The 24,310-nt window shown below is 70.9% G+C and carries 22 protein-coding genes; 8 read left to right on the plus strand and 14 right to left on the minus strand.

The genetic code is table 11. The features are described from left to right. Nucleotides 1-9: 9 nt before the first annotated feature. The 10 genes from ACGFX9_RS10170 to ACGFX9_RS10215 form a co-directional block, all read right to left on the minus strand. Nucleotides 10-1,560, minus strand: coding sequence for a phytoene desaturase family protein (locus tag ACGFX9_RS10170; RefSeq protein WP_393467688.1), 1,551 nt, complete (start codon nucleotides 1,558-1,560; stop codon nucleotides 10-12). A 187-nt stretch (nucleotides 1,561-1,747) separates the two neighbouring features. Next, nucleotides 1,748-3,985, minus strand: coding sequence for a tetratricopeptide repeat protein (locus tag ACGFX9_RS10175; protein ID WP_393467694.1), 2,238 nt, complete (start codon nucleotides 3,983-3,985; stop codon nucleotides 1,748-1,750). Further along, nucleotides 3,967-4,920, minus strand: a complete 954-nt coding sequence (locus ACGFX9_RS10180; protein ID WP_393467697.1) for an oxygenase MpaB family protein — start codon at nucleotides 4,918-4,920, stop codon at nucleotides 3,967-3,969. Before ACGFX9_RS10180 ends, ACGFX9_RS10175 begins: the two co-directional genes overlap by 19 nt. A gap of 62 nt (nucleotides 4,921-4,982) precedes the next feature. Next, the gene (locus tag ACGFX9_RS10185) at nucleotides 4,983-5,660 is read right to left on the minus strand and encodes a TetR/AcrR family transcriptional regulator (RefSeq protein WP_393467700.1); all 678 of its coding nucleotides are present in this window, start codon (nucleotides 5,658-5,660) and stop codon (nucleotides 4,983-4,985) included. A gap of 93 nt (nucleotides 5,661-5,753) precedes the next feature. After that, nucleotides 5,754-7,574 carry a bifunctional sugar phosphate isomerase/epimerase/4-hydroxyphenylpyruvate dioxygenase family protein gene (locus ACGFX9_RS10190; protein ID WP_393467703.1) on the minus strand — a complete coding sequence of 607 codons (1,821 nt, stop codon included), beginning with the start codon at nucleotides 7,572-7,574 and terminating at the stop codon, nucleotides 5,754-5,756. Between the two features lie 15 nt (nucleotides 7,575-7,589). Continuing rightward, entirely contained in the window at nucleotides 7,590-8,450 is an 861-nt protein-coding gene (locus ACGFX9_RS10195; RefSeq protein WP_393467706.1) for a shikimate dehydrogenase, read from the minus strand. 84 nt (nucleotides 8,451-8,534) lie between these two features. Continuing rightward, nucleotides 8,535-9,911 (minus strand): MFS transporter, encoded by a 1,377-nt coding sequence (locus ACGFX9_RS10200; protein ID WP_393467708.1) that lies wholly within the window; start codon nucleotides 9,909-9,911, stop codon nucleotides 8,535-8,537. A gap of 216 nt (nucleotides 9,912-10,127) precedes the next feature. Next, a complete protein-coding gene (locus ACGFX9_RS10205; protein WP_393467711.1) occupies nucleotides 10,128-11,306 on the minus strand; it encodes an acyl-CoA dehydrogenase family protein in 1,179 nt (392 codons plus the stop codon). 185 nt (nucleotides 11,307-11,491) lie between these two features. Further along, nucleotides 11,492-13,711, minus strand: a complete 2,220-nt coding sequence (locus ACGFX9_RS10210) for an NADP-dependent isocitrate dehydrogenase (RefSeq protein WP_393467713.1) — start codon at nucleotides 13,709-13,711, stop codon at nucleotides 11,492-11,494. Nucleotides 13,712-13,801: 90 nt separating this feature from the next. Beyond that, nucleotides 13,802-14,347, minus strand: a complete 546-nt coding sequence (locus ACGFX9_RS10215) for a CGNR zinc finger domain-containing protein (protein ID WP_393467716.1) — start codon at nucleotides 14,345-14,347, stop codon at nucleotides 13,802-13,804. A gap of 26 nt (nucleotides 14,348-14,373) precedes the next feature. Here ACGFX9_RS10215 and ACGFX9_RS10220 point away from each other — a divergent pair, with 26 nt between their 5' ends. Together ACGFX9_RS10220 and ACGFX9_RS10225 are read left to right on the plus strand one after the other, a co-directional pair. Beyond that, nucleotides 14,374-14,865, plus strand: coding sequence for a GNAT family N-acetyltransferase (locus tag ACGFX9_RS10220; protein WP_393467720.1), 492 nt, complete (start codon nucleotides 14,374-14,376; stop codon nucleotides 14,863-14,865). 142 nt (nucleotides 14,866-15,007) lie between these two features. After that, nucleotides 15,008-15,256 carry a hypothetical protein gene (locus ACGFX9_RS10225; RefSeq protein ID WP_393467723.1) on the plus strand — a complete coding sequence of 83 codons (249 nt, stop codon included), beginning with the start codon at nucleotides 15,008-15,010 and terminating at the stop codon, nucleotides 15,254-15,256. Nucleotides 15,257-15,326: 70 nt separating this feature from the next. Here the strand turns inward: ACGFX9_RS10225 and ACGFX9_RS10230 are convergent, their stop codons facing one another. The 3 genes from ACGFX9_RS10230 to ACGFX9_RS10240 all read right to left on the minus strand — a co-directional run bounded on the left by ACGFX9_RS10230 (nucleotide 15,327) and on the right by ACGFX9_RS10240 (nucleotide 16,343). Beyond that, the gene (locus tag ACGFX9_RS10230) at nucleotides 15,327-15,596 is read right to left on the minus strand and encodes a WhiB family transcriptional regulator (RefSeq protein WP_393467726.1); all 270 of its coding nucleotides are present in this window, start codon (nucleotides 15,594-15,596) and stop codon (nucleotides 15,327-15,329) included. A 104-nt stretch (nucleotides 15,597-15,700) separates the two neighbouring features. Beyond that, nucleotides 15,701-16,081 (minus strand): VOC family protein, encoded by a 381-nt coding sequence (locus ACGFX9_RS10235; protein ID WP_393467728.1) that lies wholly within the window; start codon nucleotides 16,079-16,081, stop codon nucleotides 15,701-15,703. Between the two features lie 118 nt (nucleotides 16,082-16,199). Continuing rightward, nucleotides 16,200-16,343 carry a hypothetical protein gene (locus tag ACGFX9_RS10240; RefSeq protein WP_393467731.1) on the minus strand — a complete coding sequence of 48 codons (144 nt, stop codon included), beginning with the start codon at nucleotides 16,341-16,343 and terminating at the stop codon, nucleotides 16,200-16,202. Between the two features lie 117 nt (nucleotides 16,344-16,460). On the opposite strand from ACGFX9_RS10240, the gene ACGFX9_RS10245 reads away from it, so the two are divergent. The 5 genes from ACGFX9_RS10245 (at nucleotide 16,461) to ACGFX9_RS10265 (ending at nucleotide 20,984) form a co-directional block, all read left to right on the plus strand. Continuing rightward, nucleotides 16,461-18,233: an ATP-binding protein gene (locus tag ACGFX9_RS10245; RefSeq protein WP_393467734.1), complete on the plus strand. Its 1,773-nt coding sequence runs from the start codon at nucleotides 16,461-16,463 to the stop codon at nucleotides 18,231-18,233. A gap of 115 nt (nucleotides 18,234-18,348) precedes the next feature. Further along, complete coding sequence (locus tag ACGFX9_RS10250; RefSeq protein WP_393467737.1) at nucleotides 18,349-18,768, plus strand: roadblock/LC7 domain-containing protein; 420 nt, start codon at nucleotides 18,349-18,351, stop codon at nucleotides 18,766-18,768. Next, nucleotides 18,765-19,127: a DUF742 domain-containing protein gene (locus ACGFX9_RS10255; protein WP_393467739.1), complete on the plus strand. Its 363-nt coding sequence runs from the start codon at nucleotides 18,765-18,767 to the stop codon at nucleotides 19,125-19,127. Before ACGFX9_RS10250 ends, ACGFX9_RS10255 begins: the two co-directional genes overlap by 4 nt. Beyond that, a complete protein-coding gene (locus ACGFX9_RS10260) occupies nucleotides 19,108-19,722 on the plus strand; it encodes an ATP/GTP-binding protein (RefSeq protein WP_393467742.1) in 615 nt (204 codons plus the stop codon). The genes ACGFX9_RS10255 and ACGFX9_RS10260 overlap by 20 nt, the downstream gene beginning before the upstream one ends. Further along, nucleotides 19,719-20,984, plus strand: a complete 1,266-nt coding sequence (locus ACGFX9_RS10265) for a cytochrome P450 (RefSeq protein WP_393467744.1) — start codon at nucleotides 19,719-19,721, stop codon at nucleotides 20,982-20,984. The genes ACGFX9_RS10260 and ACGFX9_RS10265 overlap by 4 nt, the downstream gene beginning before the upstream one ends. Before the next feature lie 48 nt (nucleotides 20,985-21,032). Here the strand turns inward: ACGFX9_RS10265 and ACGFX9_RS10270 are convergent, their stop codons facing one another. Continuing rightward, nucleotides 21,033-22,259, minus strand: coding sequence for a cytochrome P450 (locus ACGFX9_RS10270; RefSeq protein ID WP_393467747.1), 1,227 nt, complete (start codon nucleotides 22,257-22,259; stop codon nucleotides 21,033-21,035). 484 nt (nucleotides 22,260-22,743) lie between these two features. Between ACGFX9_RS10270 and ACGFX9_RS10275 the strand changes: the two genes are divergently transcribed. After that, entirely contained in the window at nucleotides 22,744-24,237 is a 1,494-nt protein-coding gene (locus ACGFX9_RS10275) for a UDP-N-acetylmuramoyl-L-alanyl-D-glutamate--2,6-diaminopimelate ligase (RefSeq protein WP_393467750.1), read from the plus strand. Nucleotides 24,238-24,310 lie beyond the last annotated feature (73 nt).

Raw genomic sequence — 24,310 nt, forward strand, 5'->3', positions numbered from 1 at the left:
CGCTGTTCCCTACTCCCCCAGCGCCGCCATGGCCGCGTTGTGCCCGGGGATGCCGCTGACCCCGCCGCCGCGCACCGCGCCCGCGCCGCACAGCAGGACGTTCGCGTGCCGCGTCTCCACGCCCCAGCGGCCGGTGTCATCGCCCGCGTAGGGGAAGGCGAGGTCGCGGTGGAAGATGTTGCCGCCGGGCAGGCGCAGGTCGCGTTCCAGGTCGAGAGGGGTTCTGGCCTCGATACAGGGCGCGCCCTCGGCGTCCGTGGCCAGACAGTCGGCCAGCGGCTCCGCCAGATGGGCGTCCAGCTGCGCAAGGGTCGACTTCAGCAGCTCGGCCCGTACGGCGTCGTTGTCGTCGGCGAAGAGACGGGCGGGCGTGTGCAACCCGAAGAGGGTGAGGGTCTGGCAGCCGCGCTCCACGAGGCCGGGGCCGAGGATGCTGGGGTCGGTGAGGGAGTGGCAGTAGATCTCGGAGGGCGGCGCGGCGGGCAGCTCGCCGGACGCGGCCTGGGCGTACGCCGTCGCCAACTCCCCGTATCCCTCCCCGATGTGGAAGGTCCCGGCGAAGGCCTCGTGCGGGTCCACCGAGGTGTCGCGCAGCCTCGGCAGCCGGTCGAGCAGCATGTTGACCTTGAACTGGGCGCCTTCGGCCGGGGCGGGCTGCGCGTCGCCGACGAGGGCGGCTAGCTCCTGCGGCGAGGCGTTGACCAGGACGTGCCGGGCCGCCACGGTGGCTTCGCGCTCGGGCGTCCGGTAGGTGACCTCGGCGCTCTGTCCGTCCGTGTCGATCCGGATGGCCTCGTGGCCAGTGGCGAGTTCGGCTCCCGCCGCGCGGGCCGCGGTCGCGAGGGCGCCGGTGAGCGCGCCCATGCCGCCGACCGGGACGTTCCAGTCGCCGGTGCCGCCGCCGATGACGTGGTAGAGGAAGCAGCGGTTCTGGCGCAGGGACGGGTCGTGGGCGTCGGCGAACGTCCCGATGAGGCCGTCGGTGAGCACCACGCCGCGCACCAGGTCGTCGACGAACCGCTCCTCGATGGCAGCGCCGATGGGCTCCTCGAACAGCGCGCGCCAGGCCGCTTCGTCACCGATCCGCTCGCGCAGGGCGTCGCGGGTTGGCAGCGGCTCGGTGAGGGTGGGGAACACCTCCTTGGCGACGCGCCCCGTCATGGCGTAGAACTCCCGCCACGCCTCGTACTCCCGCTGACCGCCGGTGAGCCGCGCGAAGGCGTCCCGGGTGCGCGCGTCGCCCCCGCCGACGAGCAGTCCGGTCGGCTGTCCTTCGCGCTCGGTCGGGGTGTAGGAGGAGATGGTGCGGGTGCGCACCCGGAAGTCCAGGTCGAGATCCCGCACGATCTTCCGCGGCAACAAGCTGACCAGGTACGAGTAGCGCGAGAGCCGGGCGTCCACCCCGGCGAAGGGCCTGCTGGACACGGCCGCGCCGCCGGTGCCGGAGAGCCGCTCCAGGAGCAGGACGGAGCGTCCGGCGCGGGCGAGGTAGGCGGCGGCGACAAGTCCGTTGTGACCACCGCCGACGATGACGGCGTCGTATCGATCGCGAGGAGACATAGCCCTTGGTAACACGTGGGGGGCGAGGACGGGCTGCAGGAGCGCCCCGAAAGGGGCGCGGGGAACGGCGCGGCCAGCCACGACGATCCGCAGGCGACCTACTCACCGAAGTTGCCCCGTACGACCACCCCGCGAGCAAACGCAGCCCGGCAGCACCACGCTCACCGCTCCCCCGCGCCCCCGCGAGTCAATGCCCCCCGGTCGCCCGCCGCTGCCGCAGCGCCGCCACCCGCCGATAGAGCTCGACCGCCTCCGTGCCACGGCCCAGCTGCTCCAGGCAGTGCGCCTCGTCGTTGCGGCTGGCCAGGGCGTCGGGGTGGTCGGCGCCGAGTACCTGTTCGCGGGCGGCGGCGACCCGGCGGTACTCCGTCAGGGCATCGGCCCAGCGGCCCAGCCAGCCGAGGCCCACGGCTACCTCGCGGCGGCTGACCAGGGTGTCCGGATGGTCACCGCCGAGGACACGCTCGCGGATCGCGCAGACGTCGCGGGCCTCGGCAAGGGCTTCCTCCCAGCGGCCCTGGCGGCCGAGGTTGACGCCGAGGCCGTGCCGGGCGCGCAGGGTCTCGGGGTGGGAGGGGCCGTTCACGCGGGTGCGGTCGTCGATCAGGTCGCGGTACAGCTCAAGGGCCTCACCGCCGCGGCCGAGGCGGCCGAGGCTGATGCCGACTTCATAGCGGGCGGCGAGGGTGTCGGGGTGGTCGGTACCGAGCGCCCCCACGCGGGCGTCGGCGACCTCACGGTACGTCTGGAGCGCCTCGGGCCAGCGACCCAACTGGCCCAGCGCGTAAGCGACTTCATAGCGCGTGACGAGGGTGTCGGGGTGTGTGACGCCGAGGACGCGTGCGCGGGCCGTCGCGACCTCGCGGGCCAGCTGGTAGGAGTCCTCCAGACGGCCGAGTCTGCTGAGGTTGTACGCCAGGTTGTGCCGGCAGCGGAGGGTGTCGGGATGATCGGCGCCCGCGGTCCGCTCCCGCACGGCAAGCACCGACGTATACATCTGGTGCGCCTCGAAATGCCGCCCCAACTGCCCCATGACGTACGCCATTTCCTGCCGGGCGGCGAGCGTGTCCGGGTGGTCGGGCCCCAGGGAGCGCTCCCTTCCCTGGGCCACGCGTCCGTACTCCCGCAGGGCGTCGGCGGCCCGGCCGGTGCGGCTGAGCGTGAAGCCGACTTCGTAGCGGCTCGCCAGGGTGTCCGGGTGGTCGGGGCCCAGCGCGTGCTCCCGCTCCGCCGCCACCGCGCGGTGCACCTCGCCCGCCTCCGCCCAGCGGCCGAGACGCCCCAGGCTCAGGCCCGCGTTGTGCCGGCTGAGCAGGGTGGCGACCACCTCCGGCGAGGGCGTGGGCCGCTCGGGCTGCCGTGGAGTGGCGGCCCGGCGGGCGTCGGCGCGCGGGATCCACTCGCCGGTCAGGCCCGCCGCGGCGTCGGGCGGCGTCGTGCGCAGCTCGGCGGCGCCGTTCGCCTTGTGTCCCGTCGTCATGCCGCGGGTCCACGAGGGCAGCCGCGGCTCACGCGAGGGCGGCTGCTCCGGGCGGCGCAGCGGCGGGGTGACGACGGTCGGGACGTACGCGGGGACCGTGCGGCCGATGACGATGCGGCGCCCCAGCTCACGCGCGTCGCCGGGCCGCTCGTCCGGCTCCTTCGCGAGCAGGTCGAGGACGATCTTCTCGAAGTACTCGGGCAGCTCCTCACGGTGTCTGCGCGGCGGCTCGGGCACGGTGTCGCGGTGGCCGACGAGCACCGCCCAGGCGTCCTCCAGGTCGAACGGCGGCGCCCCGGTGGCGATCTCGTACAGCACACATCCGAAGGAGTAGAGGTCGCTGCGCTGGTCGACCTGGCCGCCGCTGATCTGCTCGGGCGACATGTAGTGCGGTGTGCCCATCGCGATACCGGTGCCGGTCAGGCGCGAGGTGAAGCCGATGTCGTGGCCGAGCCTGGCGATCCCGAAGTCGCAGATCTTCACCGTGCCGTCCGTCAGCCGCATGATGTTCGCGGGCTTCAAGTCCCGGTGCACGATGCCCTGTTCGTGGGTGTACGCGAGCGCGGCGGCGACCTGGTCGGCGATCTCCACCACGTCGGCGACGGGCAGCGGATGCTGCTTGTTGTCCTCGAGGAGCTGGCTGAGGTTGCGGCCCTCGAGCAGTTCCATGACCAGATACAGCACGCCGTCGTTCTCGCCGAAGTCATGGACGACGGTGACGCCGCGGTGCTGCAGCGCCGCCGCGACGCGCGCCTCGCGCCGGAACCGCTCGCGCAGGACGCGGGTGAAGGACTGGTCATGCTGGGGCCCCAGTGGTTTGAGGCACTTCACGGCGACTTGGCGCCCCAGAGATTCGTCGCGCGCCCGCCACACCTCGCCCATGCCACCGCGCCCGATGAGATCGAGCAGTCGGTAGCGGCCTTGGATCAGCCTGGTGTCCGCCATCTCCCGCCGTCGCCCCCGTTGCCTCGCTTCGCCCTCCCCGGCCCGTCCAGTATGGCTGCCCGCCTGTCGAGTTTGTACGGGGCGGGCCGCGTGCCCGGGCCGAGCCTGGCCATGGCGCGCAGAATGTGCTTCGGGGGAAGTTGCCAGCGTAGACGCGCGGGGACGGTGCGCAGGATGGTGCCGGTGGTGACGAGCCGCCGGGTCACGGTGACGGGCGGCGGCGCCGTCCTGCCGTACAACTCATGGGCGTACGAGGGCAGTGAGCCGTAGGCCAGATTCGCCACGCGCCGCCACAGCAGGGCGCGCGCCGGGACCAACAGGGGGTGGGTCGGCGGCCGTTGGAGGAAGTCGTCCACATCGCGCGCTTCGGGGCCCGCGGCCAGTTCGGGGCGCACCCGCTCGAAGTACGCGGCGAGTTCGGCGGTCGACGCCGGTACGTCGGCGGTGTCGAGGCCGACCAGACGGGCGCTCTGTCGGTGCTCGGCGACGTACCGGTCGGCCAGCTCGGCGGTCAGGCGGAACCCTGACCGGCGTGCGACGTGGAGATAGGAGTCGATCTCAGCGCAGTGCACCCAGAGCAGCAGCTCAGGCTCGTCGACGCCGTACCGCTCCCCCGTGTCCGGGTCGGTGACCTTGATCATCGTATGGATCTTGCGCACACGCGCGCCCGCCTGCTCGGCCACCTCGGTGGTGCCGTACGTGGTGGTGCCGACGAAGTTCGCGGTGCGCATGAGACGGCCCCATGCGTCCTTGCGGAAGTCTGAGTTCTGCATGACGCCGCGGACCGCGCGGGGGTGGAGAGCCTGGAGATACAGGGCGCGGACTCCGGCGACCCACATCATCGGGTCGCCGTGCATCTGCCAGGTCACGGACAAGGGCCCGAAGAGCCCCGGGTCGCCCGCCATCGGGGGCCTCGATGAGGATGCCTCGCGCATACAACCACCTCCTGAGCGCAGGCTACGCACAGTTCGGCCGCTCGTCGTGCGGCAGGGAGGGATCAACTCCCCGCTGTGTCAGGGAGGTCCGAGGTCAGGTAGGAGATGACCATGTCCCCCAGCATCGTCCGGTAGTGCTCTCGGCGGGAGGCCTCGGTGAGGTCCCGGTCGAAGAGCGCGCGGAAGGTCTGCCGGTTGGAGACCCGGAAGAAGCAGAACGAGCTGATCATCGCGTGCAGGTCGACGGCGTCGACGTCGGCCGTGAACACGCCCTGCTCGCGCCCGGCCTCGAGAATGGAGGCGATGACGTCGATCGCCGGGGAGCTGAGGGAGGCGAGGGCGGGCGAGGCGGCGATGTGCTGCGCCTCGTGGATGTTCTCGATGCTGACGAGGCGGATGAAGGCCGGGTGTGCCTCGTGGTGGTCGAACGTGAGCTCGGCAAGGCGGCGGATGGCGGACACCGGGTCGAGATGTCCGACGTCCAGCTGCTGCTCCTCGTACCGGATGACCTTGTACGCCCGCTCAAGGACCGCGGTGAACAGCTGGTCCTTGCTGCCGAAGTAGTAGTAGATCATCCGCTTCGTGGTGCGCATGCGGGCGGCGATCTCGTCCACTCGGGCCCCCGCGAAGCCCATGCGGGCGAACTCCTCGGTGGCCACGTCGAGGATCTCCCCCTGGGTACGGGCCGCGTCCCGGGTTCGCTTGGCGGGCGGGGACGACGGGGGGACGGCGGCGGCCATGCGGCTCCTCAGGGCGGACTCTCGGGCGCCGGTCAGTCTAACCTCGGGCCGCCTTGGGGCCTTTGTGGCTGTTCGGAGGCGTTTTTTGACAGGTCACACCCCCTGCTGGTGAAGGTGCTGGGCGGCGAGCCGTACGGCCGCGTTCTGGGCCCCGTAGCCCCGGTAGCCGTCCGTCCGCTGCACCAGCTCGAAGAAGACCCGCCCGATAGTGGCGGTGTAGCAGTGCAGGAACTCCCCGTTCTCGTCCCGGTCGTAGAGGATGCCGAGGTCCGCCAGCGTGGCCAGGTGCCGCGGGTCGAGCTCGTAGCGGGCGTCGAGGTCGTCGTAGTAGTTGGCGGGGATCGGAAGCAGGCCCGTGCCCTGTTCCCGGACGCGCCGGGCGGCGCCGACGATGTCGTCCGTGGCGAGCGCTATGTGCTGGAGGCGGGGGCCCTCGGCGTCCGGTGAGGGCGCGATGTTGAGGACGATGCGTACGCCGCCGTCGGGCGAGGCGACGGCCCGGCTGCGCACAAGCCCGTAGGGGTCGGCCAGGTCGAGGCTGTCGTCGGCCTTCAGGCCCAGCACGCCCCGGTGGAACAGCGATGCCTCGTCGAACTGGTGCCAGGGCTGGGTGAGGGCGATGTGGTCGATGCGGTGGACGGTCGCGGCGGGTTCGCGCGGCTCCTGCGGCTCTCGCGGCAGCGCGTGCGACGGTACTTCGGTGAAGTCACCGATCCAGCCGCCGTGGTCGGGCCGCTCCGTGCGGCAGAAGAAGACCTCCGTGCCGTCGGGTGCGGCGACCGCGTCCAGCTGTGCGTCCCGCGGGCCCCGGCGGCGCGGCACCACAGGCGCGAGCACTGCCTCGGCGCGCCGTACGGCACGGCCCGGGTCGGAGGTCTCCACGCCGATGGCGGTCAGCGCCGGGCCCTGCCGACGGCCGCTGACCCCGGTGTTGAGCAGGATCCGGGCCTCTCCCTGCTCCCACAGCTCGACCGGCTTCCAGTTGTGCCGCGCGGTGTGGGCGAAGCCGAGCGCACCGAGCACTCCACGCAGCGGTTCGGTGTCGGCCGCGGTCAGCTCGGCGAAGGCGAAGCCGGAGGGCACGGCCGGGGCGGGCAGCGCGGACAGGCCTGCCGACTCCTCCAGGAGGAGCAGCGAGCGCAGCGCGTCGACGGCGGTGGAGGCCGCCCCTGCCTGCCGGAAGACGTCGTTGAACACTTCGAGCGACAGGGGCCCTTCGTATCCGGCCCCTATCGTGGCGGCCACCAGCGCGGCGACGTCGAGGCCGCCCTGGCCGGGGAAGCAGCGGTAGTGCCTGCTCCACTGGAGGACGTCAAGGGCCATCAGCGGCGCGTCCGCCAGCTGGAGGAAGAAGATCTTCTCGCCGGGGATGTCCGCGATGCCCTTGGGATCGGAGCCGCGGGAGAGGATGTGGAAGCTGTCGAGGCAGGTGCCGAGCGCCGGATGGTCCGCCTGCTCGACGATCTTCCAGGCGTGGTCGTACGTACTGACGTGCTTGCCCCAGGCCAGCGCCTCATAGGCGATACGGATGCCGTGCTCCGCCGCCCGGTCGGCGAGGAGACGCAGTTGCTCGGCGGCGAGCGCGTCGTCGTCGACCGACTCGGGGGCGACGCTTGAGCAGACGAGGAGCAGGTCGGCGCCGAGGCGCTCCATCACGGCGAACTTGCGTTCGGCGCGCCGCAGATTGCGGGCGAGGACGTCGGCGGGCACGGCCTCGAAGTCGCGGAACGGCTGGTAGAGGTCGATGCCGAGGCCCAGGTCCGCACAGCGCAGCCGTACTTCCTCGGGGCTGAGCGGGCCGCCGAGCAGATCGTTCTCGAAGATCTCCACACCGTCGAATCCGGCGGTGGCGATGGCGGTGAGCTTCTCGGACAGCGGGCCGCTGAGCGAGACGGTGGCGATCGACTTGCGCATGGTGTGGTCCTCCTGTCAGACGGGGAAGGCGGCGAGATCGCCGAGGTCGGCGAGCATCGGTCCGGTGTGCGGTTCGAGTCCGGTGAAGAGCCGGAAGGCGTCGGCCGCCTGGAAGACGGCCATGCCGCCGCCGTCGAGGGTGCGGCAGCCGATGGCACGGGCCTCGCGCAGCAGTTCGGTCTCCAGCGGCCGGTAGACGACCTCGGCGACCCAGAGTCCGGGCCTGAGCAGCGCGGCCTCCAGCGGCAGGCCCGGGTGGGCGACCATGCCGGTCGGTGTGGCGTGGACGAGGCCGTCCGCGGCGGCGAGGCGTTCGGCCGCCGCACCGGGCGGCGCGGACACCGCACGGCCGGGCCCGAAGCGCGCGGTCAGCGCGGTGGCGAGGGCGGCGGCGCGGGCCGGGTCGGTGTCGATCAGGGTGACCCGGTCGACACCGAGGTTCAGCAGTGCGTGCGCCACCGCGGCACCCGCCCCGCCCGCGCCGAGCTGCACGACGTCACCGGTCGGGGCGTCGGCGAGGCCGCGGGCGAAGGACTGGGCGAAGCCGGTGGCATCGGTGTTGTGCCCGATGGCGCGTCCGTCCTTGAAGACGACGGTGTTCACGGCGCCGAGTTCGGCGGCCTCGGGGGCGAGTTCGTCCAGGTGCTCGATGACCAGCTGTTTGCAGGGGTGGGTGATGTTCAGGCCGTCGAAGCCGAGGCGTTGGGCGGCGCGGACCAGCTCGCCCACTGCTTCGGGGGCGACGCCGAGGACGTCGATGTCGAGGGTGCGGTAGAGCAGGCGCACACCGTGCCGGTCCGCCTCGCGTTCGTGCAGGGCGGGGCTCAGGGAGGGGCCGATACCGGAGCCGATCAGGCCGGTGAGATACGAGGTCATCAAGTGTTCCTGTGGGTCAGCTGGGCAGGGTGGATCACGGCCGGGGTCCGGGGGGCGCGGCAGCGCTCCCCCGGCACGTCCGGTTCACAGGGCGGCGGCCTCGCGGGCCGTCGCCGGTTCCTTCGGCTCGCCGGAGCGCAGGCCGAGATCGGCCGTGGGTACGCGGTGCGTCTCGCGCCCCGTGGCCACGGCGATCGCGCAGACCGCGCAGAAGGCGGCGGTGAAGATCGCGACGCCGAGCCAGTTGTCGCCTTCGGGGCCCGCGATCTCTGCCGCGAAGGTCACCGCGAAGCCGGAGACGGCGAAGCCGATCTGGGTGCCGATGGCCATGCCGGAGAGGCGGACCCTTGCGGGGAACATCTCGCCGTAGAACGAGGGCCAGATGCCGTTGGCGGCGCTGTATACGACACCGAACAGCAGCACTCCTGTCAGGAAGACGAGCGGGTAGCTGCCGGTCGAGATCGCCCAGAGATAGACGAAGATCATCACCCCGCTGCCGAGCGCCCCGACGAGGAAGACGGGCTTGCGGCCGATCCGGTCCGAGAGCCTGGCCCAGAGCGGGATGGCGAGCAGAGCCACGGCGTTGGCGCTGCCGGCGACCCAGAGCATGGCCGTCTTGTCGAGGCCGGCCGCGTCGCTCGTGGCGTACGAGAGGGCCCAGACGGAGAAGATCGTGCTGACCGTCGCGATCAGTGCCGCGGCGACCACCCGCAGCACGTCGGCCCAGTAATTCTTGAGCAGGTCCGCCAGCGGCATCTTGGCCACCTCCTGGTCGGCGGAGACCTGCTTGAAGACCGGGGTCTCCTCAAGGGTGCGGCGGATGACGTATCCGGCGACCGCGACGAGGGCGCTCAGCAGGAAGGGGACGCGCCATCCCCAGCTGTACAGCTGCTCGTCCGGCAGTGCGGCGACCGGCAGGAACACCAGGGTCGCCAGGAGCTGGCCGGCCTGGGTCCCGTTCAGGGTGAAGCTCGTGTAGTAACCGCGCCGGTGTTCGGGCGCGTGCTCCAGCGTCATCGCGTTCGCGCTTGCCTGCTCGCCGGCCGCGGACAGGCCCTGGAAGACCCGCATCAGCACGAGCAGCACCGGAGCGACGGTGCCGACCTGCGCGTACGTGGGGAGACAGCCGATGAGGAAGGTGGAGAGCCCCATCAGGATCAGCGTCCAGACCATGACCTTCCGGCGGCCGAGCCGGTCGCCGAAGTGGCCGAGTACGAGGGCGCCGAGCGGGCGGGCCGCGTACGCGACGCCGAAGGTCGCCAGGGAGATCAGGGTGGCGGTGGCCGGGTCGTCCGGGTCGAAGAAGACCTTGGGGAAGACGAGAGCCGCGGCGCTGCCGTAGATGAAGAAGTCGTAGTACTCCAGCGCGCTGCCGATCCAGGCGGCGAAAGCGGCCTTGCGCGGCCTGCCCTGAGGCGGCGGCCCGGCCGACGCGTCGGCGGCCTTTGGGTGAGCGGACACGTGAACTCCTCGGGGAGAGCAGCCGGGCCACGAGCTGGGGGCGGGCGGGCTGCGAGGGGACGTAGTTAACGCACTAGGTAGTTAATTAACTTGGATGTGATGCTCGCCCCGCCCCTCGGACCGTGTCAATACATCTGGCCGTAACAGAACGGCCGGATCTCTCCAGCCTCCGGGGCTGAAAAGATCCGGCCGGACAAAAAACAGGAACAGGCGGCGTCAGCGCCGCACGCGCGGCATTCCGAGGCCGATCCAGGAGATGATCTCGCGCTGGATCTCGTTGTTGCCGCCGCCGAAGGTGAAGATGACGGCGCTGCGGTAGCCCCGTTCCAGTTCGCCGTGGAGGACCGCGCCCGCCGAGCCCTCCTTCAGGGCGCCGGCCGAGCCGACGATCTCCATGAGCCAGGCGTACGCGTCCCTGCGCGCCTCGGAGCCGTAGACCTTCACGGCGGAGGCGTCCTGGGGGGTGAGGGTGCCCTCCTGGACGGCGTTCACCATCTGCCAGTTGAGGAGCTTCATCGCGTCCAGTTTGGTGTGCGTCCTGGCCAGGCGCTGACGGACCCAGCCGAGGTCGATGACGCGGCGGCCGTCGGCGAGCTTGGTGTCGGCGGCCCAGCGCTGCACGTTGTGGAAGGCGCGGATGGCCATGGTGCCGTGGGCGGCGAGCGTGACGCGCTCGTGGTTGAGCTGGTTGGTGATCAGGCGCCAGCCCTTGTTCTCCTCGCCCACGCGCCGCGAGACGGGGACCCGGATGTTCTCGTAGTAGCTCGCCGTGGTGTCGTGCGAGGCCAGGGTGTTGATGATGGTGCAGGAGTAGCCGGGGTCGCTCGTCGGTACGAGGAGCATGGTGATGCCCTTGTGGGACGGCGCGTCCGGGTCGGTGCGGACGGCGAGCCAGACCCAGTCGGCGGTGTCGCCGTTGGTCGTCCAGATCTTCTGCCCGTTGACGACATACTCGTCGCCGTCGCGGACCGCCTTGGTCTTCAGGGCGGCCAGGTCGGTGCCCGCGTCCGGTTCGCTGTAGCCGATCGCGAAGTCGAGTTCGCCGGAGAGGATCTTCGGCAGGAAGTAGGCCTTCTGCTCGTCGGTGCCGAACTGCATCAGCGTCGGCCCGACAGTGTTCAGGGCCATCAGCGGCAGCGGGACCCCGGCCTGCGCCGCCTCGTCGAAGAAGATGAACTGCTCCATCGGCGAGAGCCCGCGCCCGCCGTACTCCGCGGGCCAGCCGACGCCGAGCCAGCCGTCGCCGCCGAGGCGGCGGATGGTCTCCCGGTAGAACCGCTTCTGCGCGGCCGGATCGGCGTACCGGGCATAAGCGTTGTCAGGCACGAGCTCGGCGAAGTACGCGCGCAGCTCGGTGCGCAACTCCCGCTGCTCAGGCGTGTATTCGAGGTGCACGGCCCCTCCTGGCTTTCGCTGACCCACTGGGCTTGGACTCGACGGCGCACACAGTAGAACGCGTTTCAGTAATAGGGAATGGCCGTGACAGACGCGCAGAAGCCGGGCAGACGGGCAGACGCAGACAGCTCCGCCCCGGCGGGCGAGAACGCCGGCCGGGGCGGAGCTGTGTCAGCGGGAAAGGCTCAGCCGAGGAGGCCGAGGGCCTTGTTCAGCGTGGCCGACGGGCGCATGACGGCCGCGGCCTTGGCGACGTCGGGCTGGTAGTAGCCGCCGATGTCGGCCGGCGAGCCCTGGACACCGTTCAGCTCGTCGACGATCGTCTGCTCCTGCTCGGCCAGGGTCTTGGCCAGCGGGGCGAACTCCTTGGCGAGCTCGGTGTCCGCGGTCTGCTTGGCCAGCTCCTGGGCCCAGTACAGGGCGAGGTAGAAGTGGCTGCCGCGGTTGTCGATGCCGCCGACGCGACGGGTCGGCGACTTGTCGTTCTCGAGGAAGGTCGCCGTCGCGCGGTCCAGGGTGTCGGCGAGCACCTGGGCGCTCGCGTTGTCCGTGGTCTGCGCGAGGTGCTCGAAGCTGGACGCGAGGGCGAGGAACTCACCCAGGCTGTCCCAGCGCAGGTAGTTCTCCCGGACCAGCTGCTGGACGTGCTTGGGGGCGGAGCCGCCCGCGCCCGTCTCGAAGAGGCCGCCGCCGTTCATGAGCGGGACGATCGAGAGCATCTTGGCGCTGGTGCCGAGCTCGAGGATCGGGAACAGGTCCGTGAGGTAGTCACGGAGCACGTTGCCGGTCACCGAGATGGTGTCCTCGCCGCGGCGGATGCGCTCCAGGGAGAACGCGGTCGCGTCCACCGGCGACATGATCTCGATCTGCAGGCCCTCGGTGTCGTGCTCGGGCAGGTACGCCTTGACCTTCTCGATGAGCTGCGCGTCGTGCGCGCGGGTCTCGTCGAGCCAGAACACGGCCGGCGAGCCGGTCGCGCGGGCGCGGTTGACGGCCAGCTTGACCCAGTCGCGGATCGGGGCGTCCTTGGCCTGGCACATCCGGAAGATGTCGCCGGTGGCGACGGTCTGCTCCAGGACGGCGTTGCCGGCCTTGTCGAGCACGCGCACCGTGCCGGGCGCGGCGATCTCGAAGGTCTTGTCGTGGCTGCCGTACTCCTCGGCCTTCTGCGCCATGAGGCCGACGTTGGGCACCGAGCCCATCGTGGCCGGGTCGAAGGCGCCGTTGGCGCGGCAGTCGTCGATGACGACCTGGTAGACGCCGGAGTAGCTGGAGTCCGGCAGGACCGCGAGGGTGTCGTGCTCGCCGCCGTCCGGGCCCCACATGTGGCCGGACGTGCGGATCATCGCGGGCATGGAGGCGTCGACGATGACGTCGGACGGGACGTGCAGGTTGGTGATGCCCTTGTCGGAGTCGACCATCGCGAGCTCGGGGCCCTCGGCGAGCTCCGCCTCGAAGGACTCCTTGATCTTCGCGCCGTCGGGCAGGGCGCCGAGGCCGTTGAGGATGCCGCCGAGGCCGTCGTTCGGGCTCAGACCGGCCGCGGCGAGCGTCTCGCCGTACGCGGCGAACGTCTTCGGGAAGAAGGCGCGCACGACGTGACCGAAGATGATCGGGTCGGAGACCTTCATCATCGTGGCCTTCAGGTGCACGGAGAACAGCACGCCATCGGCCTTGGCCTTGGCGATCTGCGCGGTGAGGAACTCACGCAGCGGACCCACGCGCAGGACGGAGGTGTCGACGACCTCGCCCGCCAGGACCGGTACGGACTCGCGCAGGACGGTGGTGCTGCCGTCCTCGCCCGTGAACTCGATGCGCAGCGTGTCCGCAGCGGCGATGACCGTGGACTTCTCCGTGGAGCGGAAGTCGTCGACGCCCATGGTGGCGACGTTCGTCTTCGAGTCGGCCGTCCAGGCGCCCATGCGGTGCGGGTGCGCCTTGGCGTAGTTCTTGACCGACGCGGGGGCGCGGCGGTCGGAGTTGCCCTCGCGCAGGACCGGGTTGACGGCGCTGCCCTTGACCTTGTCGTAACGGGCGCGGATGTCCTTCTCCGCGTCGGTCTTCGGGTCCTCCGGGTAGTCCGGCAGCGCGTAGCCCTGCGACTGGAGCTCGGCGACGGCCGCCTTCAGCTGCGGGGTCGAGGCCGAGATGTTCGGCAGCTTGATGATGTTCGCGCCGGGCGTCTTGGCCAGCTCGCCCAGCTCGGCCAGGGCGTCATCGATGCGCTGGCTCTCCTCGAGGAACTCGGGGAAGAGAGCGATGATGCGCCCCGCCAGGGAGATGTCACGGCTCTCCACGGCGACTCCGGCCGTCGAGGCATAGGCCCTGACCACCGGCAAGAAGGAATATGTCGCGAGGGCAGGGGCCTCGTCGGTCTGGGTGTAGATGATGGTCGAGTCAGTCACCGGGTGCTCCGCTCCACGTCTGCAACATTGCTCGACATCAAGATATCTCGTGAACGCCCTCCTCCACGAAGCGGGCCCGGTTCTCGGCCGTCACAGTCCGTGACGCTCGCCCCCTCGCTGGGGGTGGCGCGCACGGTGCCTGCGTACCGCGTCGCGGTTGGCGCACCTCTGGGAGCAGTACCGCTGCCGTCCGGTGCGGGAGGTGTCGGCGAAGATCGTGGCGCACTCGGTCACGGCGCACCGCCTCAGCCGGTGCATGCCCCGGCCCGCCAAGTGCAGCGCCGTACCGACGGAGATCAGCTGGAACAGCAGGGCACCGAGCGGCTGCCGGTCGTCGCGGTAGTGGAGGTGCCAGCCAGAACCCGCGTGGTCCGTAAGGCGGGGATACGCGGCCGACGCCGCCAGCATCCGATTGAGCAGCTCGGCGCGCTCGTCCTCCTCGGTGGCGTCGACGACCTTCTCCCACGCGTCCAGCGCGTCCTGGGTGCGCTCCAGGTCCTCGGGCGTGACCGGGCGCTCCACCACGAGCCCGGCGGCGCGGCAGCGGTCCGCGAGTTCCGCGGCGGTCGCCGGGCGCCGGTTGGCGAGGTCCGCGGCCAGGCTCACGACCTCCTCGCCGTAAGGGTTGAGGTGCACAAGACCATTACAGCAGGCTGATCGGCATGTCACCAAGCACTGGAATCCATACCCGCGTACGCCAGGCGGACGAGGACGACATCGCGGAGCTCGTACGTCTGCGGGCGCTGCTCTTCGAGAACCTCGGCGGCGACTACTTCGACCCCGCGGGCGGCGACGGCGGCTGGATGGGCGCCCTTGCCGTGCTGCTCAAGGACCGGATGACCGCGGACTCCCTGCGGATTCTCGTCGTGGACGGCGACAGCGGTCTCGCCGCCTGCGGCATCGGCTCCGTCGAGCAGCGCCTGCCGGGTCCGCATCTGCAGAACGGCCGGGTCGGGCTCGTGATCGGCGTGGTCACGGACCCGGCGTACCGGCGGCGCGGGCACAGCCGCTCGGTCATGCGGGGGCTGCTCGACTGGTTCGCGGAACGCGAGGTGGCCCGCGTGGACTTGTACGCCTCCCCCGAGGGCGAACCGCTCTACCGCGACCTCGGCTTCGTCGACCACCCCGACCCCGCGCTGTACCGGCGCCCATGACGCAGGTCCGGGAGGGCCGCCAACCGGCCCCGCCCCTGTGGCCGATACCTCCTCGCCGGTCCACCGTGATCCCGTACGAGGTGTCACCGCGGCCACGACGGGTAGCCGCGCACCGCACCGGAAAACGACTGGAGGCAAGACCGTGAGCGAGGAGCAGCCCGGGACCCGGGACGAGGACGACACACCCGTACCGAGGGATCTGCCCGACCAGCAGGCGTCGGACGAAGAGGACCGCTGGGAGCCGGACGACGACGCGGCGACCACCGGCAACGCCCCGGACGCCGATGACGACGTACCCGACACGGACGAGGCGGGCACCGGCAGGCGCGGCGCCCCGCACGCGGCAGGTGTGCGCCCCGACCAGCCGGTACCGGACGAACCGTCCGGCTGAGCCGACCGGCGGGCACACAACACTCCGAAAAGGCGAAGAGCCGGGGAAGCGCCGCTGAGCGGAGAGCGGACTAGGGCCGGGTGTGGGCGAGTTCGGCCCTGCGCTTTCTCCTCTTCGCCCGGCTCTCGGCCCGGTGGAGCGGGGCACGTTCGTCTTCTCCTGCACCTCCCCACACTCCGTTGGTCTGCTCCGACCTGAGCGCGTAATCCAGGCACTGGCTCGTGACGGAACAGCGGCCGCAGATCTCCTTGGCCACGGCCTGGTCCCTGAGCGCGGGGCCCGTGTGCCCGACGGGGAAGAACAGCTCGGGGTCCTCGTCGACGCAGGCGGCCCTGCGCATCCACTCCTGATTCAATCGATGGGACTGCATGGGCGCCGGGTCCCCGCACTCCTGCCGCTCAAACAGGGGCCCCACACGTTCCTTTCGGTACCGTGCGCGACCGCTCATCCGGACGCGGCAAGGGAGAACGAGTGACCGGCCGGATCGGTGTACGTCCGGGTGTCATGCGGGCCGGTGTTGTCCTTGGTGTCGACGGGCCTCGCGCCAAGGCCGATGGCCTCGCGTTCCGCTTCGTCCATGTCGCCGCGGGCCACCAGAATCCTCAAGTGCGCCTGCTGCGCGTCCTCAGGCCGCGGCCAGCTCGGAGGCGCGTATCCGTGGTCCCGGTGGATGGCCAGGCGGACGCCCCGTCCGTCGGTCACCTCGATGTAGTCGGGGTCCTTGCCCGGCCGGACCGTGCCCCCGAGCAACCCCGCGTAGAACTCCGCGAGGTCCTCGGGCTTCGCGGAGTCCAGGACGAGAACGCTGACTTTCTCCACAGCCATGAGGGCCCCTCTGCTTCCGACTTCGTCCGGCTTCTTCCGGCTTCTTCCGACGGCACGGAGGCGGGCGACCGGTCCCCCGCCACTCGACCACTGATGCGTCTGCCCCGCCCCGCCCGGATCAACCGACGCGCGGCCCGAACGGAATCCCGGCGAACGCCACTATCACGGAGCCGTGTTCGAGGGACGAGATCACGACGAAGTCCTCGCGGGGGTCGGACTGTTCCACCTCTCCGTCATGCGCGCCCCACGGGGTGGCTAGCATGGCGCGATACGTGGTCCGGAAGATCGCCGTCCTCTTGGGTGTTCCCTCCGGGCCCGCGACCGATGCGTGTCGGTCGGCTCGTTGCTCACCTGCGCTCAAGGACCGAGGGACCGCTGAATGCCCGTGCCTGCTCCTCCCAGCCCGCACCGAATAGCGAAGGCGCGGCGCCCCGCCCTTGCCGTGCCTCTCGTCGTGCTGGTGGTGACCGGCGCGGCCGGCGCCATCGCGGGTCTCGCGGCGCCGGACGACGCCCGGGTCTGGACCGTGGCCGCGGTCCTGGCCGGCTGGCTCTGTCTGGCCGTGGCCCTGGTGACCGGTGCGCTGCTCGTCCAGCGGGTCCGCAGGGCCGCGGCGGCCGACCATGCCGAGGCCGCCTCCCTCAAGGCCCAGTTGGCTCGCCAGGGCGCCGAGTCCGCGCACCTGGTGACTGTCACGCTCCCCACCGTCGTGAAGCGACTGCGCGAGGGGGCGGGCGCGAGCGAGACCCTGGCGAACACGGCACCACCATCGGACCCCCAACTGCGCCAGGTCATCCAGGTGTTCGCGTCCGTGGTGGAGGAGACGGTGCGCCGCGCCGCCACGGTCGAGGCCGGGCGTGATCAGGCGCAGGCCCAACTCACCCAGGCCACCGAGGAGTTCGACCAGCTCACCGCGGTGACACTGCCCGCCGCGATCGAGCGGCTGCGCGAGGGCGCCTCCGCGGACACCGTTCTTGCCGGACTCGACTGGCCGCAGAACCCGCTGCTGCGGCTGCCCGCCGAGTCGTTCGTACGGGAACTCGCCTACAGCGAGCGCCGCGCCGCGGCCGCCCAGGCCGCGTCCGCCAAGGCGCTGAGCCGGGTACAGGCCAAGTCCGTGAGCATGCTCGCCGATCTTCGGGACATGCAGGAGCGGCACGGCGTCGAGGTCTTCGGCGACCTGCTCCGCCTTGACCACGGCACGTCCCAACTGGGCCTGATGACCGACCGTCTCGCCCTCTTGATGGGCGGCCGTTCCAGCCGCGCGTGGAACAAGCCGATCGTCATGGAGAGCATCCTGCGGGGCGCCGTCGGCCGGATCTCCGCGTATCAGCGGGTGCGGCTGCACTGTTCTACGACGGTGGCGATCGCGGGGTTCGCCGCGGAAGGCGTCATGCATCTGCTCGCCGAGCTCATGGACAACGCGGCGAACTTCTCGCCGCCCATCGACGAGGTGCACGTCTACGTGGAGGAGCGCAGCGCCGGCATCGTCGTGACGATCGAGGACAGCGGCCTGAAGATGGCCGACGCGGCGATGCGCCGGGCGGAGGAGTCGGTCTCCGGTCAGGTGACGGACCTCGCCTCGCTCCAGGGCACCCGCCTCGGCCTCGCCGTGGTCGGACGCCTGGCCGCGAAGTACGGCATGAGCGTCAACTTCCGCCCCTCCTCACGCGGCGGCACCGGCGTGGTGGTACTCCTGCCCCCGCAGCTCCTGGCCCAGCAGCGCGATCCCGCTCCGCAGCAGCCCGCACTCCGCGGTGCTGAACCGACGCCCGTGCCAGCGCCTGCGCCCGTGCCGGCCCCGGACCCGATCCCGGCAGCGCCCGCACCTGCCGCCACGGAGATCGCCGCCGTCCCCGAGGCCCCCGCCCTGCCCGCGGTTGCCGCGGAACCCCGCCCCGCCGCCGCCACCCCGAACGGCCTCCCCGTGCGCGCCCCCGGGCGCACCATGGCCGAGGCGGAGCGTGAGCGGCAGCAGCGCAGGGCGGCCTCCGACGCCGCTTCGGCGCCGGGCGCGGGGACGGTCTCCCAGGAGGCGGGGCAGCCGCCGCGTGACGCCGGTTCCCGCTTCGGTGCCTTCCACCGTGCGCGGCGGGCCTGGAGCGACGTACCCGGGCCTCCCACCGAGCCCGGGCCGCCGCCCGCCGAGTAGATCGAAGCCTCCCGCACGGCGCCCGGGCTCTGGCGCCCCCTCTTCCCCGCTCAAGATCGTGAGATTGGAGGGACGGGCAGGTGACCGGTGACCCGGCCATCTCGCCCCGCCTACCATGCAGACCACTGACAACAGCCTGACCTGGCTCCTGCAGAGCCTCCTGAAGCGCACCCCCGGTACCCGGCACGCCTTGGTGCTCTCCCGTGACGGCCTGAAGCTGTGCTGGAGCGAGCATCTGACGCTCGACCAGGCGGACCAGCTGGCGGCGATCTGCTCCGGCATCCAGGCGCTGGCCCAGGGCGCCTCCATGGAGTTCGGCGACGGAACCGGTGGCGTCCGGCACTCCATGACCGAGTTCCACGGCGGGCTGCTCTTCATCGTCGAAGCCGGTGAGGGTGCGCATCTGGCGGTCGTGGCGGAGGAGAACGCCGATCCCGGAGTGGTGGGCCATCAGATGACGGAACTGGTCGAGCAGATCGGGGAGCACCTGCGCGCCGAACCGCGCGCACAGACCGAGGGCAGCGGCTCCTCGTGACGCCCCGCAGGCCCGTGGACATCGGTGACCCTGACCGGCTCTACACGGTCACCGGCGGCCGCAGCCGCGCCGACGACGACTCCTTCGACCTGGTCACGCTGGTGGTGAGCGAGTGCGAGCCCACGGCGGGGATGCAGTCGGAGCACGTCCGGATCCTCGACCTGTGCCGGCATCCGACGGCCGTGGTGGAGATCGCCGCGGAGATGAAGCTGCCGATCACCGTGGTGCGGATCCTGCTGGGTGACCTGCTCGCGATGGGCCGGATCACCGCCCGCCATCCCCGCCCGGCCGGTTCGGCCGCCTCGATCCCCGATTCCGCCCTTCTCCAGGAGGTGCTCCATGGGCTCCGCAACATCTGAGCTGCCCTCCCGTACGCCCTTGTCCGACACGGCCGAGACCGGCCTGAAGATCGTCGTCGTGGGCGGATTCGGGGTCGGCAAGACCACGCTGGTCCGGTCGGTCAGCGAGATCCGTCCGCTGAACACCGAAGAAGTGATGACCCAGGCCGGTGTCGGCGTCGACGAGACGTCCGACGTGGCCGCCAAGACCACCACGACGGTGGCGTTCGACTTCGGCCGGATCAGCCTCAACGAACGTGTGGTGCTGTATCTGTTCGGCGCGCCGGGCCAGGAGCGCTTCTGGTTCCTGTGGGACCGGCTCTTCGCCGGGACGCTCGGCGCCGTCGTCCTGGTCGACACCCGGCGGATGGACGACTCCTGGTACGCGATCGACCGTCTTGAGCACCACAGGACGCCGTTCGTGGTGGCGGTGAACCGGTTCGACGACGACACCTCCACGCACACGCTTGAGGAGATCCGTCAGGCGCTCGCGCTGCCCGGCCATGTGCCGCTGATCGACTGCGACGCGCGCGTGCGCTCGTCCGGCAAGGACGTCCTGATCACCCTCGTGGACCACCTCTACGAACTCGCCATGGCCCAGGAGATGACACCGTGACGGAGCCGACCGCAGCCTCTTTCGAACAGACCGCTCCGCCGGGATGTCCGGCGCACGCGGGCGGGGTGCGTCTGGGCGGTCTGGAGTATCAGCAGACGCCTTCGCAGCTCTACCGCAGCCTGCGCAGGGAGCACGGCGCGGTCGCGCCGGTCCTGCTGGACGGGGACGTGCCCGCGTGGCTGGTCCTCGGCTACTCCGAGGTCAGCTATGTGACCAGCCACGACGAGCTGTTCGCCCGCGACTCGCGCCGCTGGAACCAGTGGGAGAACATTCCCGCCGACTGGCCGCTGATGCCGTTCGTCGGTTATCAGCCGTCGGTCCTGTTCACCGAGGGCGAGGAGCACCGGCGGCGGGCGGGTGTGATCACGGAAGCCCTTGAGGGTGTCGACCAGTTCGAACTCGCCCGGGACAGCGGCCGGATCGCCGACCGGCTGATCGCCTCGTTCGCCGGCAGCGGCCAGGCGGAGCTGATGAGCGCGTACGCGCACGCGCTGCCCATGGTGGCGGCGGTGCAGATGTGCGGCATGCCGCACACGGGCACGGACACGCAGCAGCTGGTGGACGACCTGCGGATCTCGCTGGACGCGCATGAGGGCGACGACCCCGTGGCGGCGTACACGCGCGTCGGGGAGCGGATCCAGCTCCTGGTGAAGGAGAAGCGGGAGAAGCCGGGTGCGGACGTCACCTCGCGGATGCTGCTGCACCCGGCGGGGCTCACCGACGAGGAGATCGTCCAGGACCTGATCTCCATCATCGCGGCGGCCCAGCAGCCGACCGCCAACTGGATCTGCAACACGCTGCGGCTGATGCTGACCGACGAGCGGTTCGCCCTGAACGTGTCCGGCGGGCGGCTGAGTGTGGGCGAGGCGCTCAACGAAGTGCTGTGGCTCGACACCCCGACGCAGAACTTCATCGGCCGCTGGGCGGTGCGCGACACCCAGCTCGGCGGTCGGCAGATCCGGGCGGGCGACTGCCTGGTGCTCGGCCTCGCGGCGGCCAACACCGACCCGCAGATCTGGCCCGAGTCGCACGTCGGCCCGGAGAACTCCGCGCACCTGTCCTTCAGCCACGGCGAGCACCGCTGCCCCTACCCGGCTCCGCTGCTCGCCGACGTCATCGCGAGGACCGCGGTCGAGACGCTCCTGGAGCGGCTGCCCGACCTCGTACTCGCGGTGGAGCCGCACGAGTTGAGCTGGCGCCCGTCCATCTGGATGCGCGGTCTGACCTCGCTGCCGGTGCAGTTCACACCCGCGGCGCACTGAAGTCCCCGCGGTGCGCCGCCCGTTCGCGTGGGCGGCGCACCGGCGGGGTCAGGCGGTGGCGGGGGTGAAGACCACCGGAAGCGACTGCGGGCCGCGGGTGAACACTCCCTGCTCCACGGGGTCGAAGCCCTCGGCGAGCCGCACATCCGGCATGGCGTCGAGGAGTTGGCCCACGCCTATCTCCACCTCGGCCTTGGCCAGCAGGGCGCCCACGCAGAAGTGCCTGCCGAGCGCGAACGAGAGATGGTCGGCGGCGGCGGAGAACGCGGTCGTCGTGGTCAGGTCGTCCCGGAAGATGTCAAAGCGGTCCGGGTCGCTGTAGCGCTTCTCGTCACGGTTGGCCGAGCCGATCAGGCAGGTGACGGTGGCCCCTGCCGGGATGGTGCCGCCGGTGACCTCCACGTCGGTGGCCGACTGCCGCATGATCATGTGGACGGGCGGGGTGTAGCGCAGGGTCTCGGCGAAGGCCCGGGCGATCAGGGAGCGGTCCTGCCGGACGGCTTCGAGCTGCTCGGGATGCATCAGGAGGTTGGCGAAGATGCTGGCGATGGCCTTGTCGGTGGTCTCGCCGCCCGCTGCGAGCAGCAGGCTGCAGAAGGCCTTGATGTCCTCGTCACTCATCCGTACGCCGTCGACCTCGGCGGCGCACAGCGTGGAGAGCAGGTCCTCGCCGAGGTTGTCGCGGCGCTCCCGGATGATCGGGATCATGTACTCGGCGAACTCCACCCGGGTCCGTTCGCCGGCCGCCGCGACCTCGGCGTCGCCCGCCAGGTTGCCGAGGAAGGCGATGACGGTGGTGTACCAGCCGTGGAAGCGCGCGTGGTCGGACTTGTCGAGGCCCAGCATGTCGGCGATGACGTTGACGGGGAAGCGGGTGGCGTAGCCCTCGACGAGGTCCACGGACCCGGTGCGGCGGAAGGTGTCGATGAGTTCGCGGGAGTTGCGCTCGATGACCGGCAGGAACTTCTCCTGGAGGTCGCTGCCACGGAAGGCAGGTGCGACGAGCGCGCGCCGCACGGCGTGCTCACGGCCGCTGAGCTGGAGGATCGTCTTGCCGTGGACGGGCTCGATCTGCCAGTCGTAGTTGTCGGTGGTGAACTGCGAGCTCTTGTCCTTGAACACGCGCTCGACATCCTCGTACCGCGAGATGATCCAGCTCTGTGTGGCCTCGTGCCAGAAGAGCGGGGCGTTCTCCCGCATCACCTGATAGGCCGGGTAGGGATCCCTGGCGAACTCGGGCGAAAGGATGTCGGGGACCTGCTGCGCGGTGGACATGTGACTCCTCGGTCGATAACAGGCAACGCGTTCCAGGCTATTGATCACCGCCTGACCCAGCCAGCCCCCTCCTGGCCGACTGTTGAGCGTTGCACTAACGTTGGCCGAAAATCGCCCCTCAGCAGCCGAGCTCGGCTGCGCACCTGCTCGGGGCTCTTCCCGTACAGGAGATCGCCGGGCACGTTCGACACGTCCGGGATGAGCCCGCGCGGACGTACACTGAAGCGGTGTCGGGCAGGTCCCTGCTCCGCCCGGCCACTTGTGATCAGCCCTCCACGACCCGGATCCGGTCCTCTGCGACCAGTCGTGCGGCGCACAGGTAGCGTCCTCGGCCGTCTTGGCCCTTCGGCCCGCACGCAGATATCCCCCCTGTGGGGCCTGCTCGTCTTACGCGTATCACCGCGGATTCCGGCTCACCGTCACCCCCCTGCCGTTCAGGCCAGGTGTGCGCGGTGTGCCGTGAGCCGCCTTCGAGGGGACTGTTGTGAAGCTCAGCGCACTGCTCGACGGGCACGACCACCACATTCTGTACGGCGACCCTGCAGTGCCGGTCACCGCGGGAATGACCTTCGATGCCGGGCAAGTGACGTCCGGTTCGCTGTACATCGCCGTCCCCGGCCACGAGGAGGGCGGGCCCGGGGGCATCAGCCGGGCACTGGAACGGGGAGCGGTGGCGGTCCTCACCGAGGACGAAGCGCCGCCGACCGCGGGACCGGCCGGGCAGGCGTGCGTGGTGCGCGTCGCCGACGCGCGAGCTGCCGCCTCGCTCATCGCCTCCCGGTACCACGGTGAGCCCGGCCGGGCCATGGACATCGTGGCGATCACGGGTACGAACGGCAAGACCTCCGTCTCGTACATGATCGAGTCGGCGCTCAGGCTTGCCGAAGGCGCGAAGGTGGGGGTGATCGGGACCTCGGGCAGCCGCATCGGCACCGAGCGGATCCCGATGCCGCGCTCGGTGCTGAGCACCCCCGAGTCGCCCGACCTGCACTACCTCCTCGGCCATATGCGCGACCGGGGCACGAGCAGCGTGGTGCTCGAGGCCACGTCCATGGGTCTGCTCCAGCAGCGCCTCGACCACGTGCCTGTCGGCGTCGGCGTCTTCACCAATCTCACCCAGGACCACCTGGACGACCACGGGACCATGGAGCGCTACAAGAACGCCAAACTGCGACTGTTCTCAGGGCTGTGCGAGCGCGCGGTGGTCAACGCCGACGACCCCGTCAGCGCCGAGATCCTGGCCCTGATGCCGGGCGCGGTGACCACGTACGGCCTGGACGCACCGGCCGACTACCGGGCGAGCGACCTGGTCGTGGACGCGGCGGGCAGTCGCTTCACGCTCCACCACGACGGCCGCAAGTACCCCGCCGCCATTCCCGTTCCCGGCCGCTTCTCGGTGTCCAACGCGCTGGCCACCCTCGCCGCCTGCCATCTGCTCGGGCATGAACTCCCTGCCCTCGTCGAGGCCTTGGACCGGATGCCGCCGACTCCCGGCCGCCTTGAGCGCTACACCACCGCGCGCGGTGTCTGCGTGATCGTCGACTACGCGCACTCGCCGGACTCGCTGGAGAAGGTCCTCGGCACGATCCGCGGTTTCGCGACCGGTTCGGTGATCACCGTCTTCGGCTGCGGCGGCGACCGTGACACCACCAAGCGCGCGCTGATGGGCGAGATCGCGGGCCGCAACTCCGATCTGTGCGTCCTCACGTCGGACAACCCGCGCGACGAGGACCCCGAGATCATCCTGGACCACGTCGTCCCCGGTCTGACCTCCACCGGAACCCCCTTCCACCGGGTGGCCGACCGCCGCGAGGCGATATCGCGCGCGCTGTCCCATGCGGGCGAGGGCGACATCGTGCTGGTCGCCGGGAAGGGCAGCGAGCCGCACCAGATCGTCGGCACACGCCTCCTGCCCTTCGACGACATGACGGTCGTCCGTGAGCTTGCCGCGCTCCAGGGAGACCATTCCGGCGCGTGACATGCGCCGGAGTTGCGGCGCCGTAGATGCCGTATTCGCGCGCGGCGGGTGTGCGATTCGTCCATCGCCTCGC

It is taken from the genome of Streptomyces sp. NPDC048436, assembly GCF_043200355.1.
In the GTDB taxonomy this organism is placed as follows: Bacteria; Actinomycetota; Actinomycetes; order Streptomycetales; family Streptomycetaceae; genus Streptomyces.